14 protein-coding genes are annotated in these 15,820 nt (G+C 53.8%); 6 read left to right on the plus strand and 8 right to left on the minus strand.

Features of this window, described 5'->3' with window-relative positions:
* Positions 1-63 precede the first annotated feature (63 nt).
* A complete protein-coding gene (locus tag GPJ68_RS20045; protein ID WP_046276130.1) occupies positions 64-1,104 on the plus strand; it encodes an NADP(H)-dependent aldo-keto reductase in 1,041 nt (346 codons plus the stop codon).
* 100 nt (positions 1,105-1,204) lie between these two features.
* Here the strand turns inward: GPJ68_RS20045 and lplT are convergent, their stop codons facing one another.
* Complete coding sequence (gene lplT, locus GPJ68_RS20050) at positions 1,205-2,410, minus strand: lysophospholipid transporter LplT (RefSeq protein WP_016154279.1); 1,206 nt, start codon at positions 2,408-2,410, stop codon at positions 1,205-1,207.
* Entirely contained in the window at positions 2,403-4,562 is a 2,160-nt protein-coding gene (gene aas, locus GPJ68_RS20055; protein ID WP_016154280.1) for a bifunctional acyl-ACP--phospholipid O-acyltransferase/long-chain-fatty-acid--ACP ligase, read from the minus strand. The genes lplT and aas overlap by 8 nt, the downstream gene beginning before the upstream one ends.
* 598 nt (positions 4,563-5,160) lie before the next feature.
* Here aas and galR point away from each other — a divergent pair.
* Together galR and GPJ68_RS20065 are read left to right on the plus strand one after the other, a co-directional pair.
* Complete coding sequence (galR, locus tag GPJ68_RS20060; RefSeq protein ID WP_016157382.1) at positions 5,161-6,189, plus strand: HTH-type transcriptional regulator GalR; 1,029 nt, start codon at positions 5,161-5,163, stop codon at positions 6,187-6,189.
* 13 nt (positions 6,190-6,202) lie between these two features.
* Positions 6,203-7,213 (plus strand): LacI family DNA-binding transcriptional regulator, encoded by a 1,011-nt coding sequence (locus GPJ68_RS20065; RefSeq protein WP_008785715.1) that lies wholly within the window; start codon positions 6,203-6,205, stop codon positions 7,211-7,213.
* Between the two features lie 51 nt (positions 7,214-7,264).
* On the opposite strand, the gene lysA is transcribed toward GPJ68_RS20065, so the two are convergent.
* Complete coding sequence (lysA, locus tag GPJ68_RS20070; RefSeq protein ID WP_016157384.1) at positions 7,265-8,521, minus strand: diaminopimelate decarboxylase; 1,257 nt, start codon at positions 8,519-8,521, stop codon at positions 7,265-7,267.
* A gap of 118 nt (positions 8,522-8,639) precedes the next feature.
* Here lysA and GPJ68_RS20075 point away from each other — a divergent pair, with 118 nt between their 5' ends.
* Entirely contained in the window at positions 8,640-9,575 is a 936-nt protein-coding gene (locus tag GPJ68_RS20075) for a LysR family transcriptional regulator (protein ID WP_016154283.1), read from the plus strand.
* On the opposite strand, the gene GPJ68_RS20080 is transcribed toward GPJ68_RS20075, so the two are convergent.
* Positions 9,547-10,254 carry an aspartate/glutamate racemase gene (locus tag GPJ68_RS20080; RefSeq protein ID WP_016154284.1) on the minus strand — a complete coding sequence of 236 codons (708 nt, stop codon included), beginning with the start codon at positions 10,252-10,254 and terminating at the stop codon, positions 9,547-9,549. The genes GPJ68_RS20075 and GPJ68_RS20080 overlap by 29 nt on opposite strands.
* A gap of 137 nt (positions 10,255-10,391) precedes the next feature.
* On the opposite strand from GPJ68_RS20080, the gene GPJ68_RS20085 reads away from it, so the two are divergent.
* The gene (locus GPJ68_RS20085; RefSeq protein WP_019077609.1) at positions 10,392-10,718 is read left to right on the plus strand and encodes a cupin domain-containing protein; all 327 of its coding nucleotides are present in this window, start codon (positions 10,392-10,394) and stop codon (positions 10,716-10,718) included.
* Between the two features lie 143 nt (positions 10,719-10,861).
* On the opposite strand, the gene kduD is transcribed toward GPJ68_RS20085, so the two are convergent.
* The 4 genes from kduD to GPJ68_RS20105 all read right to left on the minus strand — a co-directional run bounded on the left by kduD (position 10,862) and on the right by GPJ68_RS20105 (position 15,167).
* A complete protein-coding gene (gene kduD, locus GPJ68_RS20090; protein WP_016154286.1) occupies positions 10,862-11,623 on the minus strand; it encodes a 2-dehydro-3-deoxy-D-gluconate 5-dehydrogenase KduD in 762 nt (253 codons plus the stop codon).
* Positions 11,624-11,680: 57 nt separating this feature from the next.
* On the minus strand, positions 11,681-12,517 hold the full coding sequence (gene kduI / locus GPJ68_RS20095) for a 5-dehydro-4-deoxy-D-glucuronate isomerase (RefSeq protein WP_172860675.1): 837 nt from the start codon (positions 12,515-12,517) through the stop codon (positions 11,681-11,683).
* A gap of 484 nt (positions 12,518-13,001) precedes the next feature.
* Positions 13,002-14,180 (minus strand): acetyl-CoA C-acetyltransferase, encoded by a 1,179-nt coding sequence (locus GPJ68_RS20100; RefSeq protein WP_104651236.1) that lies wholly within the window; start codon positions 14,178-14,180, stop codon positions 13,002-13,004.
* A 102-nt stretch (positions 14,181-14,282) separates the two neighbouring features.
* Complete coding sequence (locus GPJ68_RS20105; protein ID WP_016154289.1) at positions 14,283-15,167, minus strand: LysR family transcriptional regulator; 885 nt, start codon at positions 15,165-15,167, stop codon at positions 14,283-14,285.
* A 101-nt stretch (positions 15,168-15,268) separates the two neighbouring features.
* Here GPJ68_RS20105 and GPJ68_RS20110 point away from each other — a divergent pair, with 101 nt between their 5' ends.
* Complete coding sequence (locus GPJ68_RS20110) at positions 15,269-15,724, plus strand: multidrug/biocide efflux PACE transporter (protein WP_104651235.1); 456 nt, start codon at positions 15,269-15,271, stop codon at positions 15,722-15,724.
* Positions 15,725-15,820: the final 96 nt, after the last annotated feature.

Consider the following 15,820-nt stretch of genomic DNA (forward strand, 5'->3'; position numbering starts at 1 on the left):
CTTTTTCTCTTCCCTCAGCCATTTTTATAATCCTTATGTCGTGATTATAAAAAGGAAACGGCTATGCAATATCACCGTATACCCCACAGCTCGCTTGAAGTCAGTACACTGGGGCTGGGCACAATGACGTTTGGTGAACAAAACAGCGAAGCCGACGCACATGCACAGCTCGATTATGCCGTAGAACAAGGCATAAATTTGATCGACGTTGCCGAGATGTATCCGGTACCGCCGCGTCCTGAAACCCAGGGTCTCACCGAAACCTACGTAGGTAACTGGCTCGCCAAACACGGCAGCCGTGAAAAGCTAATCGTTGCTTCTAAGGTCAGTGGACCTTCACGTAACAACGACAGCGGTATTCGACCGAATCAGGCGCTGGACCGTAAAAATATTCGTGAAGCGCTGCACGACAGCCTGAAAAGACTGCAAACCGATTACCTGGATCTGTATCAGGTTCACTGGCCGCAGCGCCCGACCAACTGCTTTGGTAAGTTAGGCTACAGCTGGACGGACTCTGCGCCAGTCGTTTCGCTGCTGGATACGCTGGACGCGCTGGCAGAGTTTCAGCGCGCGGGGAAAATTCGCTACATCGGCGTGTCCAATGAAACCGCGTTTGGCGTGATGCGCTACCTGCACCTGGCGGACAAACACGATCTGCCGCGCATCGCCACCATCCAGAACCCCTACAGCCTGCTGAATCGCAGCTATGAGGTTGGGCTGGCGGAAGTGAGCCAGTATGAAGGCGTTGAACTGCTGGCCTACTCTTGCCTTGGCTTCGGTACATTAACCGGTAAATACCTGAACGGCGCGAAGCCAGCCGGTGCACGCAATACGCTGTTTAGCCGTTTCACGCGTTACAGCGGTGAGCAAACGCAAAAAGCCGTTGCGGCCTATGTGGATATCGCGAAACGCCATAATCTGGATCCTGCGCAAATGGCGCTGGCATTCGTGCGTCGTCAGCCGTTTGTCGCCAGCACCCTGCTGGGAGCCACGACGATGGAGCAGCTAAAAACCAACGTTGAAAGCCTGCATCTGGAGTTGAGCGAAGAAGTACTGGCAGAGATTGAAGCGGTGCATCAGGTGTATACCTATCCTGCACCGTGACGGTTAGTGCCTGATGGCGCTACGCTTATCAGACCTACAAATTGCTGCTCTCTGTAGGCCTGATAAGGCGACGCTGCCATCCGGTACATTCATTGTTCACTCATCTCGTACCAGGCTGGCGGCGCTGCCAAATCCACAGCGCCGCAATCGCCAGCGCAAACAGCGCGCCGAATCCAATACCAATCGCTACCGCCGGGATCCCCACCAGCACTGCCAGTGAGTAAATCCCAAGCATCAGCAGCATCGCGCTGTTTTCGCCCAGGTTTTGCACCGCGATCGCATTACCCGCACCGACGCTTTTCTTGCCCCGCTCCTGCAGCAACGCATTCAGCGGTACCACAAAGAAGCCACCTGACACGCCGATAAGCATCAGCAACGCGTAAGCCGGAAGCAGCGCATGCTGAAGTGAGAAAATCAGCACCACGACGCCAATCAGGATCCCCGCTGGCATACAGCGCGACACGGTTTCCAGCGTCACCAGCTTCGCTGCCGCCCCCGCGCCTACGACAATCCCAATCGCTACCATGGCATTGAGGTAGGTCGGTGTAGCGTTATCGGTGATGCCGAGCGCCACCGGAACCCACAGCACCAGCAGAAAACGCAGCGTGACGCCCGCGCCCCAAAAAAGGCTGGTTCCGACCAACGAAAAACGAGTTTCACCGTTGCGCCACAGCGAAGAGGCGGCGCAGAAGAAACTGCGCGTCATTTTCCCCAGATGCCAGGATTGGCCAGGACGAGCCGCGGCCAGTTTCGGGATGTACAGGTTAGCCACCACGGCGCCAGCATAGGCCAGCGCACAGGCAGAAAGCGCGGCAATCACATGCCAGTCGGCCAGAACGCCACCAGCGACAGAACCGAGCAAAATCGCGGCGATAGTGGAGGCTTCCATCAGGCCGTTGGCTTTCACCAGTTTGTCACCGGTGGTCAATTCACCGAGAATGCCATACTTGGCCGGTGAATACGCGGCCGCGCCAATCCCCACCAGCGTATACCCGAGAAACGGATTAATACCGAAGCAAATACTCGCCGCGCCCAGCAGTTTCAGGGCGTTCGCGAACATCATCACTCTGCCTTTGGCAAAGCTATCCGCCACCTGTCCAACAAATGGCGCAAACAGGATGTAAGCGCCCACAAACACCATTTGCAGGATTGGCTGGCTCCAGTCCGGATAAAATTGTTCCTTCAGCAGCGCCAGCGTGGCGAACAGCAGTGCGTTATCGCCAAACGCCGACAGAAACTGCGCGGCGATGACGGACATCATCCCTTTGGACCAGATTGAAGTGTTAGTGTGCGCTGACTCAATCATGTTGTTTTTCCGGCTCATCGACCCAGCTTTTCAGCGTAACAAAATCCGGCTTACCGCTGCCGAGTAATGGGAGTTGCTTCAGGTGGCGAATATCACGCGGTACGGCAAGTTCAGGCACGCCATGCGCTCGCGCATACTGCTGTAGTTTTTCACGTGTGAGTTCGCTGTCGGTAGTGAACAGCACCAGCGCCTCACCTTTGCTGGCATCGCTCTTGATCGCCGTGGCGTGCATTTTGTCTGCAGATACCGCCAATGCCAGTTGCTCAACCATTTCCAGCGAGACCATCTCTCCGGCAATTTTAGCAAAACGCTTGGCGCGCCCCTGGATCTGTACAAAGCCGTTTTCATCAAAGCGGACGATGTCTCCGGTGTCATACCAGCCGCGCTCAATCTCACCCTGCGCATTTTCTGCCGTCGGCACTTCCAGCACGCCAGGTTTTTCGACGCGCAAATAGCCGCTCATAATATTCGGGCCTTTCAGTTGTAAACGCCCACCGTCCTCAATACCCGGAACAGCCAGCAGTCGGGCATCCATGCCAGGCAAGATGCGCCCTACCGTTCCTGATTTTGCCGCCATCGGCACATTGATCGACACAACCGGCGCACATTCCGTCACGCCATAGCCTTCAAGGACGCGCAGGCCAAATTTCTCCTGCCATAGCTGCTTTGTGCTGTCTTGCAGTTTTTCTGCGCCTGCCACCACATAGCGCAGGCGGTGGAAATCGTACGGATGCGCGAAACGCGCATAGTTACCGAGGAACGTTGAAGTACCAAACAACACGGTGCAGTTCCGGTCGTATACCAGCTCCGGCACAATGCGGTAATGAAGCGGGCTGGGATAAAGAAACACTTCCGCACCGGTCAGTAGCGGCGTGAATAATCCCACCGTCAGGCCAAAGGAGTGGAACAGCGGCAGTGCCGACATAAAGCGGTCATCGGCGGTGAAATCGGCAATTGTTTTAATCTGCTCAACGTTCGCCAGAATACTCTTGTGGCTGTGGACCACGCCTTTCGGATGGCCTTCCGAACCAGACGTAAAGAGGATCACCGCAGCCTCTTCCGGTTGCTGTTTCACCTGCGCCAGATGCGGTGCCAGCAGATGTGAGAAAATCCACAGCTTATCGCTCAACGTCACATCGGCTTTTAAATCTTCCAGATAAACCCAGCGTACCTGGGTGAGCTGTTCCGGTAGATGCCAGAGTTTGCCTTTATCGAGAAACTGTCGGGAAGTGAAGATCGTTTTGATTTCAGACGCAGTAATGGCGCTGGTTAACCCTTTCACGCCCGCCGTGTAGTTCATCATGGCCGGAATGCGTCGACGCGCAATGGCTCCAAAAATGACCGCCGCGCTGATCCCCGCATTTGGCAGCATCAGGCCGATTTTTTCACCTTCGGCGCTGTATTTTTCCAGAATACGGGCCACAAAGAGCGTCTTAGTCAGCAGTTTGCGGTAGCTGTCTGGCGTAAAGTTAACATCTTCAATGCAGTTTTTGCCCGCGCCAAAACGGTATTTTGCCGCCAGCAGCGACTCGTATAGCGTTTCACGCGGGCGTACCGCCATGCGTGCTTCCATCATAATTTGATGCAGCATTTCACCGGCGATTTTGCGGCGATCGCGAGCTCGCGGGGCTTCCGGCATTGGCATTTGGGTCGGCGGTAAAATGTGCAGTTGGATACGCGGGAAGAATCGCTGTTTAACCAGACCTTTCAGGCGGCTGAAGTGGGAAAGCTCTGCCCCCTCAATGCGGACAGGAACGACCGTCGCTCCCGACTTCGCGGCGACAAACCCGGCACCGTCATATATTTTCATCAACGAACCGGTGGTCGAAATGCGTCCTTCGGGAAAAATCACCACCGGACGGCCCTGCTCGACCAGACGGACCAGATGCTTAATCGACATCGGTTTGGTTGGGTCTAACGGCACAAAGTCAATCAGCGGGGTTAGCCAGCGCATATACCATTGCTGGCTGATCGAGGTGTAAACGGCGAAGACGGGACGAATCGGTAAAAATAGCGCCAGCAGGATGCCGTCTATAAATGAGACATGGTTGGGAGTGATTAGAACGCGTTCTCCCTGTAGCGCGCTGACATTGCCCGTGACGCGAACGCGGAAAAGCACGCGAAACAGATTACGAAAAAAGCCAAATAGCATCTCAACTCCCTGTGCCATTAATTATAGAAACATTAATGGTGGGAGAGTATACGAGTTGGGGAATGGGCGCGACAGGTAAACAGGTAAATACAGTCCGAAAAAAAACCTGCGCATCCGCGCAGGTCGGTGCAAGAGACAGGTACGAAGTGCGTACCGAATAATCTCACCAATCAATACCTCTGGGATCTTGATTGTGGTCGTCAGCAGCCAGATACGCCAGTACGAAAACGCAAAGGAATGAACCCAAATGCAACGAGTTGTGTAAATTATCGGTTACTGTTACAGATAGGCTGAAGGCAAAAAAAAACCTGCGCATCTGCGCAGGCTGGTGTAATTCTAGTGATCAACCCGAAAGTTGATTTCACCTATCAATACCTCTGGGATCCCAACTTTAGCAATCCGCTCAGTTCTCCCACCAGCGAACAATCGCAACAGCACATCGCAAAGTGTAAGCAAAAATTAGCATTTTCTATTTTCTGTCTTACTTCGCTCGCGCGCGCTCACATTTGCGAGGTCCTGACGGGCAATCTGCTTGAACAGCCAGCCATTTTCCGTAACACTGACGGAATGTAAGCGTTTACCCACAACAGGTACTATCATGGCGACCATAAAGGATGTAGCCCGACTAGCTGGTGTATCAGTCGCCACCGTTTCTCGAGTGATCAATGATTCCCCCAAAGCCAGCGAAGCATCGCGTCTGGCCGTAACGAGTGCAATGGAATCACTCAGCTACCACCCCAATGCGAATGCGCGTGCACTGGCGCAACAATCCACAGAAACCATCGGCCTGGTCGTTGGTGATGTGTCCGATCCATTCTTTGGGGCAATGGTTAAAGCTGTCGAGCAGGTGGCCTATAACACCGGGAATTTTTTGCTGATTGGCAACGGCTACCATAATGAACAGAAGGAACGTCAGGCGATTGAACAGCTCATTCGCCACCGCTGCGCGGCCCTTGTTGTCCATGCCAAAATCATCCCGGATGCGGATTTGGCTTCATTAATGAAGCAAATCCCCGGCATGGTATTGATTAACCGAATTCTGCCGGGATTCGAACAACGCTGCGTTGCCCTCGATGACCGTTTCGGCGCATGGCTCGCTACCCGACACCTTATTCAACAGGGCCATACGCGCATTGGCTACCTGTGTTCCAATCACAGTATTTCTGATGCGGAAGATCGTCTGCAAGGCTATTACGACGCGCTGGCGGAGAGCAATATACCGGTAAGCGATCGACTGGTGACGTTCGGCGAACCAGATGAAAGCGGCGGTGAACAGGCCATGACCGAGTTACTTGGTCGTGGCAAAAACTTCACTGCGGTAGCCTGCTACAACGACTCAATGGCGGCTGGCGCCATGGGCGTATTGAATGATAACGGCATTGATGTGCCGGGAGAAATCTCGCTGATTGGCTTTGATGATGTGCTGATTTCCCGCTATGTGCGCCCACGTCTGACCACGGTACGCTATCCCATCGTGACGATGGCAACCCAGGCCGCCGAACTGGCGCTCGCGTTGGCGGAGAAGCGACCCGCACCTGAAATTACCCACGTCTTTAACCCAACTCTGGTGCGTCGCCATTCCGTTTCGGCGCTGACAGAGCCGGGGAACTCATCGTCAAACGATTAACCAGGATTGCGTCATGACTACGATGTTGGACGTTTCACGACACGCAGGCGTCTCAAAAGCGACCGTTTCGCGCGTACTAAATGGAACGGGTCAGGTAAAAGAGAGCACGCGCCAGAAAGTGTTCAAGGCCATGCAGGCACTCGATTATCGGCCCAACTTTTTAGCGCGCTCTTTAGCGAATCGCACCAGCAACAGCATTGGCCTGGTAGTTTCCACATTTGATGGATTCTACTTTGGCCGCCTGCTGCAACAGGCCTCGCGCCAGACGGAGTCTCACGGCAAGCAGTTGATCGTCACCGATGGTCACGACACGCCGGAGCGTGAGCAGGAAGCCGTGCAAATGCTGGCCGACAGGCAGTGCGACGCCATTATTCTCTATACCCGCTATATGAGTGAAAAGGCGATTATGTCGCTGATGAACAGCATTGCGATGCCCTTGCTGGTCATCAACCGTGATGTCAGTCAGGCCCGCGATCGCGCGATTTTCTTTGAGCAGGAAGACGCGGCGTATCAGGCGGTCAATTATCTGATCTCGCAGGGGCACAGCGATATTGCTTGTATCACCGTGCCAGGCCATACGCCTACCGGTAAATCCCGCCTGATGGGGTATCGTAAGGCTCTGGAAAAAAACGGTATTCCCTGGGATCCTGATAAGGTTAAATACGGCGACTCCACGATGACGCGAGGCTATGAAGCCTGTCGAGAACTGCTGGAGGAAGGGGTGAAATTCAGCGCCCTGTTCGCCTGTAACGATGACATGGCATTAGGTGCATCAAAAGCGTTACATCAGGCCGGACTGAGGATCCCGACGGACGTCTCGCTGTTTGGTTTTGATGATGCGCCCAGCGCCAAATGGCTGGAACCGGGGTTATCTACCGTTTATCTGCCGATTGATACCATGATAACCACGGCAATTGACCAGGCTATACGTCTGGCCAACGGTGAGAGCGTGGAGCCGATCCCTCCGTTTACCGGCAAACTGGTATTACGTGACTCAGTAACGCTCGGACCGTACTTTAAGTAATATGAAAAAGAGCCAGATGGCGACGCAAGCACCTTATCCGGCCAGCTTTACTCAGATTAATTCCAGCGCTAACAGCTCATCAATGGTCTGGCGACGACGAATCAGTCGCGCCACGCCGTTATCAAACAAGACCTCCGGCAGCAGCGGGCGGCTATTGTAGTTTGACGACATTGACGCTCCGTACGCCCCGGTATCATGCAAAACCAGATAATCACCCGGCGCCACCGCAGGCAACAGACGGGTTTCCACATTTCCGCCTTCCTGCTGGGTAAACACGTCGCCTGATTCGCACAGCGGTCCGGCCACCACGGTCTCTCGTTGAGGAGTTTGTTGCAGAGAACGACCATCCCCCGCCAGCGCGGAGATATGGTGATAGCTACCGTACATGGCCGGGCGCATCAGATCGTTGAAGCCCGCATCGATCAGCACAAAGTGACGGCTGCCCATCTCTTTTACGCTGCGCACCTGCGCCACTAACACGCCGGCTTCCGCGACCAGGAAACGCCCTGGTTCGATCTCCAGTTTGACGGCATGACCCAGATGACGCGCAATACTATCGCGCGCGGCGTTCCACAATCCAAAATAGTGATCGGTGTCGATCGCCTCTTCACCTTCGCGATACGGGATTGATAAACCGCCGCCTGCGGAGATCGCTTCCAGATCCTGACCAAATTCCACCACCTGACGCACCATCGCGCCGCACACCTGCTCCAGATGCGCGTAGTCCACGCCAGAGCCGATATGCATATGAATACCCACCAACTTCAGCTTATAGCGCTGAATTACCTCCAGCGCCGCCGGAAGATCGCTGTACCAGATGCCGTGCTTGCTGTTCTCTCCCCCGGTATTGGTTTTCTGACTGTGTCCATGCCCAAAGCCAGGGTTTACGCGGAGCCAGACGCGATGGCCCGGCGAGAGCTGGCCCAGTTGTTCCAGCATATCGACCGACCCGGCATTTACCGGAATGCTCAATTCATGCACCCGGGCGAGCGTCGCTTCATCAATCATATCGGCGGTAAAGACAATCTCATCTTTGCCCGGTACAAAACCTGCCGCCAGCGCGCGTTCAATTTCGCCAAGCGAGACGGAATCGACCTTCACGCCCTGCTCGCGCATCAGGCGCAAAATATGAATATTCGAACATGCCTTCTGGGCAAAACGCACCACGTCAAACTGACTCAGTTTGGCAATCTGCGCGCGAATAATCTGCGCATCATAGACCCACACCGGGCAGCCGAATTCGGCAGGCAGGCGCAACAGGTTGTCGGCGGTCAGGTCAGTGTCTGTGTTGTTGAGTGGGCGTGGCATGGCGTGCTCCGGTATTGGCTTTTTTATGATTACGCCACAGCTCAAAAAGAATAAAAAATATCGTTTTATCGTGAGTCTATGCAAAAATGATATGGATTAGCTCATTCGAGGATTGCTTATGCCTGCGGTTAACCTGCGTCACATTGAAATTTTTCACGCCATCATGACCGCAGGCAATCTGACGGAGGCCGCGCGCATGCTACATACCTCGCAGCCCACCGTCAGCCGGGAACTGGCCCGATTCGAAAAAGTCCTGGGATTAACGCTGTTTGAACGCACGCGTGGCCGACTGCATCCAACCGTGCAAGGCTTACGTCTGTTTGAAGAGGTACAACGTTCGTGGTACGGCCTGGACAGAATTGTGAGCGCCGCCGAAAGCCTGCGCGAATTTCGTCAAGGTGAATTGTCGATTGTTTGCCTGCCGGTATTTTCGCAGTCCTTTTTACCGCCGCTGCTGCAGCCATTTCTTGCGCGCTATCCGCAGGTCAACATTCAGATAGTGCCGCAGGAGTCACCACTGTTGGAAGAGTGGCTGTCGGCGCAGCGTCACGATCTGGGGTTAACGGAAACGCTGCATACGCCTGCCGGAACGAAACGCACCGAATTGCTGGCGCTGGATGAAGTGTGTGTACTGCCGCAGGGGCATCCGCTGACCGAGAAAGCGGTATTAACGCCGCAGGATTTTCAGGGAGAGAACTATATCAGCCTGTCGCGGACCGACAGTTACCGTCAGCTACTGGACACCCTGTTTAACGAACATCAGGTGAAGCGCCGCATGGTGATTGAAACCCACAGCGCCGCTTCAATTTGTGCAATGGTGCGGGCGGGCGTGGGGATCTCGGTGGTAAACCCACTGACCGCGCTGGATTATGCCAGCAGCGGAGTGGTTATCCGCCGCTTCAGCATTTCGGTACCCTTTACGGTCAGCCTGATCCACCCACTTCATCGCCCTGCCTCGGCGCTAGTCGATGCTTTTACGGCGCATCTGCAAGCTCAACTCCCGAGACTTATCGATCCGCTGGAGGCTATTTTGTATCCACAGACGAAAGCATAAACGCCACCGCATCTTGCGCATGGATTGCCGCGGTGTCGAAAACCGGTAATGGACTTAGCTCGGCTGGAACCAGCAGACCAATCTCGGTACAGCCAAAGATAACCCCTTGAGCGCCCTGTTTAGCCAACTGATCAATTACGCTCAGGTAGTAGTCGCGGGAAGCGTTGCTGAACTCACCGAGGCACAGCTCGTCGAAAATAATCTGGTTTATTTTCTGACGATCATCAGCCTCAGGAATAAGCGTGCTAATACCAAATTCAGTCTGTAGGCGCCCGCGGTAAAAATCCTGCTCCATGGTGTAGCGCGTACCCAGTAGCGCCACGTTGCTCATCTGCTGTTTTTGTATGGCCCGCCCCGTCGCATCGGCAATATGCAGGAACGGCACGTCACAGGCGGTTTCAATCGCCTCAGCAACTTTGTGCATGGTGTTGGTACACAACACAATCCCCTCCGCTCCGGCTTGCTGAAGCCCTGCGGCGGCCTGCGCGAGGATCTCCCCAGCTCGCTGCCAGTCACCGCCAGACTGACAGGCTTCGATCTCGTGAAAATCTACGCTGTGCAACAGAATCTGCGCCGAGTGCAGGCCACCCAGACGCTGTTTTACCCCTTCATTAATGAGTCGATAATAAGGAATGGTGGATTCCCAGCTCATACCGCCTAACAGACCGATCGTTTTCATCATTTCCCCTGATTTGTTGTTATCTCTCCAGTGAACCAAAGATGTGATCAACTTTCCACATCTGTTGGCGTGCATTTCTTTTTTTAATTTTCTGATATAGGTTTAATGAAACATTGTTTTAATTACTGGAAGGCCAGATGTTTATTTTTCATAAAGAGACCACCCTTGAAAATCTGGGCAATGGCGTTACCCGACGCATTCTTGCTCACGACGGTAAAATGATGGCGGTTGAGGTGAACTTCGAGCAAGGCGCGATTGGTCCGATGCACAATCATCCGCATGAGCAGCTGACTTACGTTTTGTCTGGGGAGTTTGAATTTACCATCGGCGAAGAAAAGCATGTCGTTAGGGCAGGCGATACCCTATATAAACAGCCCAACATTATGCATGGCTGCGTCTGTTTAAAACCGGGAACGCTACTCGATACCTTTACGCCCATGCGCGAAGATTTTCTGCCTGCGTAATTTTATCTGTTCGTAATCTGCCTGGCGGCATAATGTTGTTCCAGAGGGAATGAATATGTCGCCTCCGGTGTATTGCTACATTCACCTTATGTTTAACCGACAAAACCTGCCAAAGGGCAGGGTTTGTCAGTTCTGGAAGCGGATTAACGCGCCAGCCAGCCGCCGTCTACCGCAACGGTATAGCCGTTGATATAGTCAGATGCGCTGGATGCCAGGAACACAATCGGCCCCATCAGGTCACTCGGCAGACCCCAACGACCCGCCGGGATACGATCGAGAATTTCTGCGCTACGCTGCTCATCAGCGCGCAGCTGTTGAGTGTTGTTCGTCGCCATGTAACCCGGCGCAATTGCGTTGACGTTGATGTTATGTTTGGCCCACTCGTTCGCCATCAGGCGGGTAACGCCCATTACGCCGCTTTTAGACGCGGTGTAAGACGGCACGCGGATCCCGCCCTGGAAAGAAAGCATAGAAGCGATGTTGATAATTTTGCCGCCGTTACCCTGAGCGATAAAGTGCTTCGCCGCGGCCTGAGACATAAAGAACACGCTCTTAATGTTCAGGTTCATCACGTCGTCCCAGTCTTTTTCACTGAAGTCGATCGCATCGTCACGACGGATAAGACCTGCGTTGTTGACCAGAATATCGATATGACCGAATTCTGCCACTGCGCGCTCCAGCAGCGCCGGAATGCCGTCAATTTGACGCAGGTCGGCGGTCAGACTTAAAAAACGGCGCCCCAGCGCGGTCACGCGTTCGATAGTTTCCGTCGGTTCAACGATGTTGATCCCCACGATATCGCAGCCCGCTTCAGCCAAACCCAACGCCATACCCTGACCCAGGCCAGTGTCACAACCGGTCACAACGGCGACCTTACCTTCAAGAGAGAATGCATTCAAAATCATTGTAAATCCTTAATTTTTTATAATGCCCGCCGCAGCAGGCACGGCTATCGCCCGCAACTAGCGCAGATCTTTGACCGCTACATGGTCCATATCATCAAAGACCTGGTTTTCGCCGACCATGCCCCAAATGAACGTATAAGCTTTTGTGCCAACGCCGGAGTGAATTGACCAGCTCGGCGAAATCACCGCCTGCTCGTTGTGCATCACAATATGACGCGTTTCCTGAGGCTGCCCCATCATGTGGAAGACGCAGGTATCTTCTTCCATATTGAAATAGAAATAGACTTCCATACGACGTTCATGGGTATGACACGGCATGGTGTTCCACAGGTTACCCGGCGCCAGTTCGGTCAGACCCATGCTCAACTGGCAGGTTTCCAGCACATCCGGCACAAAATATTTGTTGATGGTACGACGGTTACTGGTGAGGTCATCGCCCAGCGTCACTGGCGCAACGTCTGCTGGCGTGACTTTTTTGGTGGGATAAGTCGTGTGGGCCGGCGCGCAGTTGTAGTAAAACTTCGCTGGTTTCGCCGTATCAATGCTGGCGAATACCACTTCTTTGGCCCCTTTCCCGACGTACAGCGCGTCACGATGACCAATTTCATAGCACTGGCCGTCAACGGTAATCGTGCCCGGGCCACCGATGTTAATCACACCCAGCTCACGACGCTCGAGGAAGTAGGTTACGCCCAGCTGTTTGCCGACTTCGCCACCCACAGAAACGGTTTTGGCCACTGGCATAATGCCGCCAACAATGATGCGGTCAATGTGGCTGTAGACCATGGTGTATTCATCTGTGACAAACACTTCTTCGACCAAAAACTCATTACGCAGCTCCTGAGTATCCAGGGTTTTCGCATGCGCACTATGGATGCTTTGTCTTACGTCCACATTTACCTCCAGTGATAAATTGACCGTGAATGCTTAAACGAATAGCAAAACGCTGTTCCGTTTTATCTTATGCGCTCATGATATCCCTCCCGGAATGGGTTTTCAATTACAAATAAAACAACGTTTCACTTTTTCTGCATCTTATTATCAAAAGTGTAATTGCGATCACGCTAGCGCATATAAATCGCGGGAATGGTTTCAATAAAATTATTTAAAACAATTAGATAGATAAAAACAAACAAGAGTAGTTCATGAGGGGTAGGGATAAGACATTGAAAATACAGCCAGCCTCACACGCCGTTCACACACCTTTTCTAACAAAGTGCGCTGTTAATCACATGAAATGAAACGCCGTTTTGATACGTTAACAGAGTTTAGAGTGTATGTTTCTGTAACTGGCCTTGCCCTCCTGTTGGAGGGCTTTTTTATAGATGCAGGGGATATACAGCGGGAAAGGCGTTTAAGCAGAGAAAACTTCGGGTGGTTAATCTCGCTCGATAGCGAGCGCCACGCCCTGACCACCGCCGATACATAACGTTGCCAGGCCCTTGTGCGCCCGACGCTTCACCATTTCATGCACCAGTGAAACCAGAATACGGCAACCAGATGCGCCAATCGGATGACCGAGCGCAATGGCTCCGCCGTTCACATTCACCCGCCGTTCATCCCACTCCAGCATTTTTCCAACGGACAATGCCTGTGCGGCAAAGGCTTCGTTGGCCTCGATAAGATCAACATCAGCCAGTTGCCAGCCCACACGCTCAAGGCAACGGCGCGTCGCGTACACCGGCGCAATTCCCATGAGCGCGGGATCGACCCCGACGCTGGCAAAGGCGCGGATGCGGGCCAGCACCGGCAAATTCAGCTCCTGGGCCTTGGCCTCGCTCATCATCATCACCGCAGCGGCGCCATCATTGATGGATGACGCGTTGCCCGCGGTTACTGAACCGAGCCTGTCGAAGGTCGGATCCAGACGCGCCAGCCCTTCTGCGCTGGCATCGGTGCGCGGCTGTTCGTCGGTATCCACCACGAACGATTGCCCATTACGCTGCGTTACCACCGGCACGATTTCATCTTTAAAGCGCCCGGCGTCAATTGCCATCCGCGCCTTGCGCTGCGAATGTAGTGCGTAGGCATCCTGCAGTTCACGGCTGATGCCATATTCCCGCGCCAGATTTTCCGCGGTAACGCCCATATGGTAATCGTTGAAAGCGTCCCACAGGCCGTCATGCACCAGGCTGTCGACCAGTTGACTGTTGCCCAACTGTGCGCCGGTACGGCTATCAGTAAGGACATGCGGCGCACGGCTCATATTCTCTTGTCCGCCCGCAATCACAATGTCGGCTTCGCCGCACTGGATAGCCTGGGTCGCCAGATGCAGCGCTTTCAGACCCGAGCCGCAGACATCGTTAATGGTGATGGCGGAGACGGTATTGGGTAGCCCACCATTGATGGCGGACTGACGCGCCGGATTTTGCCCGGCACCTGCGGTAAGCACCTGTCCGAGGATCACTTCATCCACAGCGTGAACGTCCACGCCCGTGCGCTCCAGTAACGCCCTGACTACCATGCTACCTAATTCAACGGCAGAGTGGCGCGCCAGCGTCCCCTGGAAGCAGCCGATCGGTGTTCGTAACGCCCCGACTATCACAACCTCTTTCATCACCACCTCAGCGCAAAATAACACCGCAATAGTAGATGATTGTTAAAAAGAGTTATCAAGGTTGTTTAAAAACGGTGATTTTTATCACAAAGGAAATTCGTATCATTTATTGGTCATCTGAACGCCACTCTGCTGTAAATGGTCGCGCAGCCAACTTCCCGCCACGCCAGGCGGTGATTTCTTATTCCACAGCAGATCGATAGAGATAGCCTTTGGCCAGCCGGGCAGCATCAATTGGACCAGCGGTTTTTCTGCCGCAAACTCCTCCACCAGCGCACAAGGGAGCGCGCACCAGCCGAATCCCTGCACCGCCATACTCAGCAGCAACAAATAGTTAGGCGCCGACCAGACGGGGCCGCGCGCCACGTTAGTGCCGCTCTCCAGATAGGTATTCAGCCGCAGCTCTCGCCAGGTATGTAGCTGTTCCCACTGCAGTTTTTCTTGAGTCGCCAGTGGATGTGATGCCGCAACGTATAATCCCATCCAGGTTTGCATCGGCAGACGCGTGACGCCCATGTCGGTCGGGTAATCCTCCCGCGCTTCGATCAACCCAACCTGAGCACGTCCTTTTTGCAGCAGATCGATCACGTCTTCATCTTCGCCAATCAGACATTCAAACTCGGTATGGGGAAACTTGTGGTCGAACTGCACCATCAATTCTTCCAGCACATCCGGGTGCAGCGTGTCAGACAAAACGAAGGTCAGACGCGCTTCCGTTTCACCCGACAGCGAAATTGCTGCCTCATCAAGACGTTCGCTGGCCGTCAAAATTGCCTGCACATAGCCCAGCACCCGCTTACCTTCTTCGGTTAGCGTCGGCTGACGTGATGAGCGGTCAAACAGCGCAAAACCGAGATCGGCTTCCAGATGCGCAATGGCCGTGCTGATGGTGGACTGACTTTTACGCAGCCGCCGGGCCGCAGCAGAAAATGAGCCGCAGGAAACGGTCTCCACAAATGCCGTTAACGCTTCAGGAGAGTAACGCATGAACTATCTACTTTATCGATGGATACTATCTTTTAGATATCACATAAAACGATAAAATTGCCACCATTCCGTTATCCGGGCATCAAAGAAGGTTTTAGATTATGCAACACGATACAGTCCAACGCCGCTCGTTACTGGAGCGAATTTTTCATGCCGTCTGCTTTGAAGGCATTGCCACCGCGATCCTCGCACCAACCACCGCATGGTTGATGCAGCGCTCGGTGCTGGAAATGGGCGGACTGACCATTCTTCTCGCCACGACGGCGATGATCTGGAATATCATTTATAACGCCCTGTTTGACCGACTGTGGCCGTCGCACCTGGTAAAACGTACGGCTAAAGTGCGGGCATTCCACGCCTTAGGCTTCGAGAGCGGTTTTATTGTCATCGGGGTGAGCGTCGTGGCGTATGTGCTGAACGTCAGCCTGCTCCAGGCATTCACGCTGGAAATAGGTTTCTTCCTGTTCTTCCTGCCATACACCATGTTCTATAACTGGGCTTATGACACTTTACGCGAGCGCGTTATGAAGCGTCGCCAGCAGCGCGTTACTGCCTGATAATTCAAACAATAGCCGGAATCTTCTCGGTTCCGGCTTTTGATCCATTCACTCGCCCGCTTGTTGACACCTCCCCCAGCCCCTGCCATTTGTGGT

Source organism: Citrobacter sp. 172116965, from assembly GCF_013458095.1.
Lineage (GTDB): Bacteria > Pseudomonadota > Gammaproteobacteria > Enterobacterales > Enterobacteriaceae > Citrobacter > Citrobacter braakii.

Coding starts and splice junctions, on each gene's coding strand:
- lysA (WP_016157384.1), bottom strand. CDS start 8,521: ATGCCACGCCCACTCAACAACACAGACACTGACCTGACCGCCGACAAC.
- GPJ68_RS20100 (WP_104651236.1), bottom strand. CDS start 14,180: ATGAAAGAGGTTGTGATAGTCGGGGCGTTACGAACACCGATCGGCTGC.
- GPJ68_RS20080 (WP_016154284.1), bottom strand. CDS start 10,254: ATGAAAACGATCGGTCTGTTAGGCGGTATGAGCTGGGAATCCACCATT.
- GPJ68_RS20110 (WP_104651235.1), top strand. CDS start 15,269: ATGCAACACGATACAGTCCAACGCCGCTCGTTACTGGAGCGAATTTTT.
- GPJ68_RS20085 (WP_019077609.1), top strand. CDS start 10,392: ATGTTTATTTTTCATAAAGAGACCACCCTTGAAAATCTGGGCAATGGC.
- galR (WP_016157382.1), top strand. CDS start 5,161: ATGGCGACCATAAAGGATGTAGCCCGACTAGCTGGTGTATCAGTCGCC.
- GPJ68_RS20075 (WP_016154283.1), top strand. CDS start 8,640: ATGCCTGCGGTTAACCTGCGTCACATTGAAATTTTTCACGCCATCATG.
- GPJ68_RS20045 (WP_046276130.1), top strand. CDS start 64: ATGCAATATCACCGTATACCCCACAGCTCGCTTGAAGTCAGTACACTG.
- GPJ68_RS20105 (WP_016154289.1), bottom strand. CDS start 15,167: ATGCGTTACTCTCCTGAAGCGTTAACGGCATTTGTGGAGACCGTTTCC.
- lplT (WP_016154279.1), bottom strand. CDS start 2,410: ATGATTGAGTCAGCGCACACTAACACTTCAATCTGGTCCAAAGGGATG.
- aas (WP_016154280.1), bottom strand. CDS start 4,562: ATGCTATTTGGCTTTTTTCGTAATCTGTTTCGCGTGCTTTTCCGCGTT.
- GPJ68_RS20065 (WP_008785715.1), top strand. CDS start 6,203: ATGACTACGATGTTGGACGTTTCACGACACGCAGGCGTCTCAAAAGCG.
- kduD (WP_016154286.1), bottom strand. CDS start 11,623: ATGATTTTGAATGCATTCTCTCTTGAAGGTAAGGTCGCCGTTGTGACC.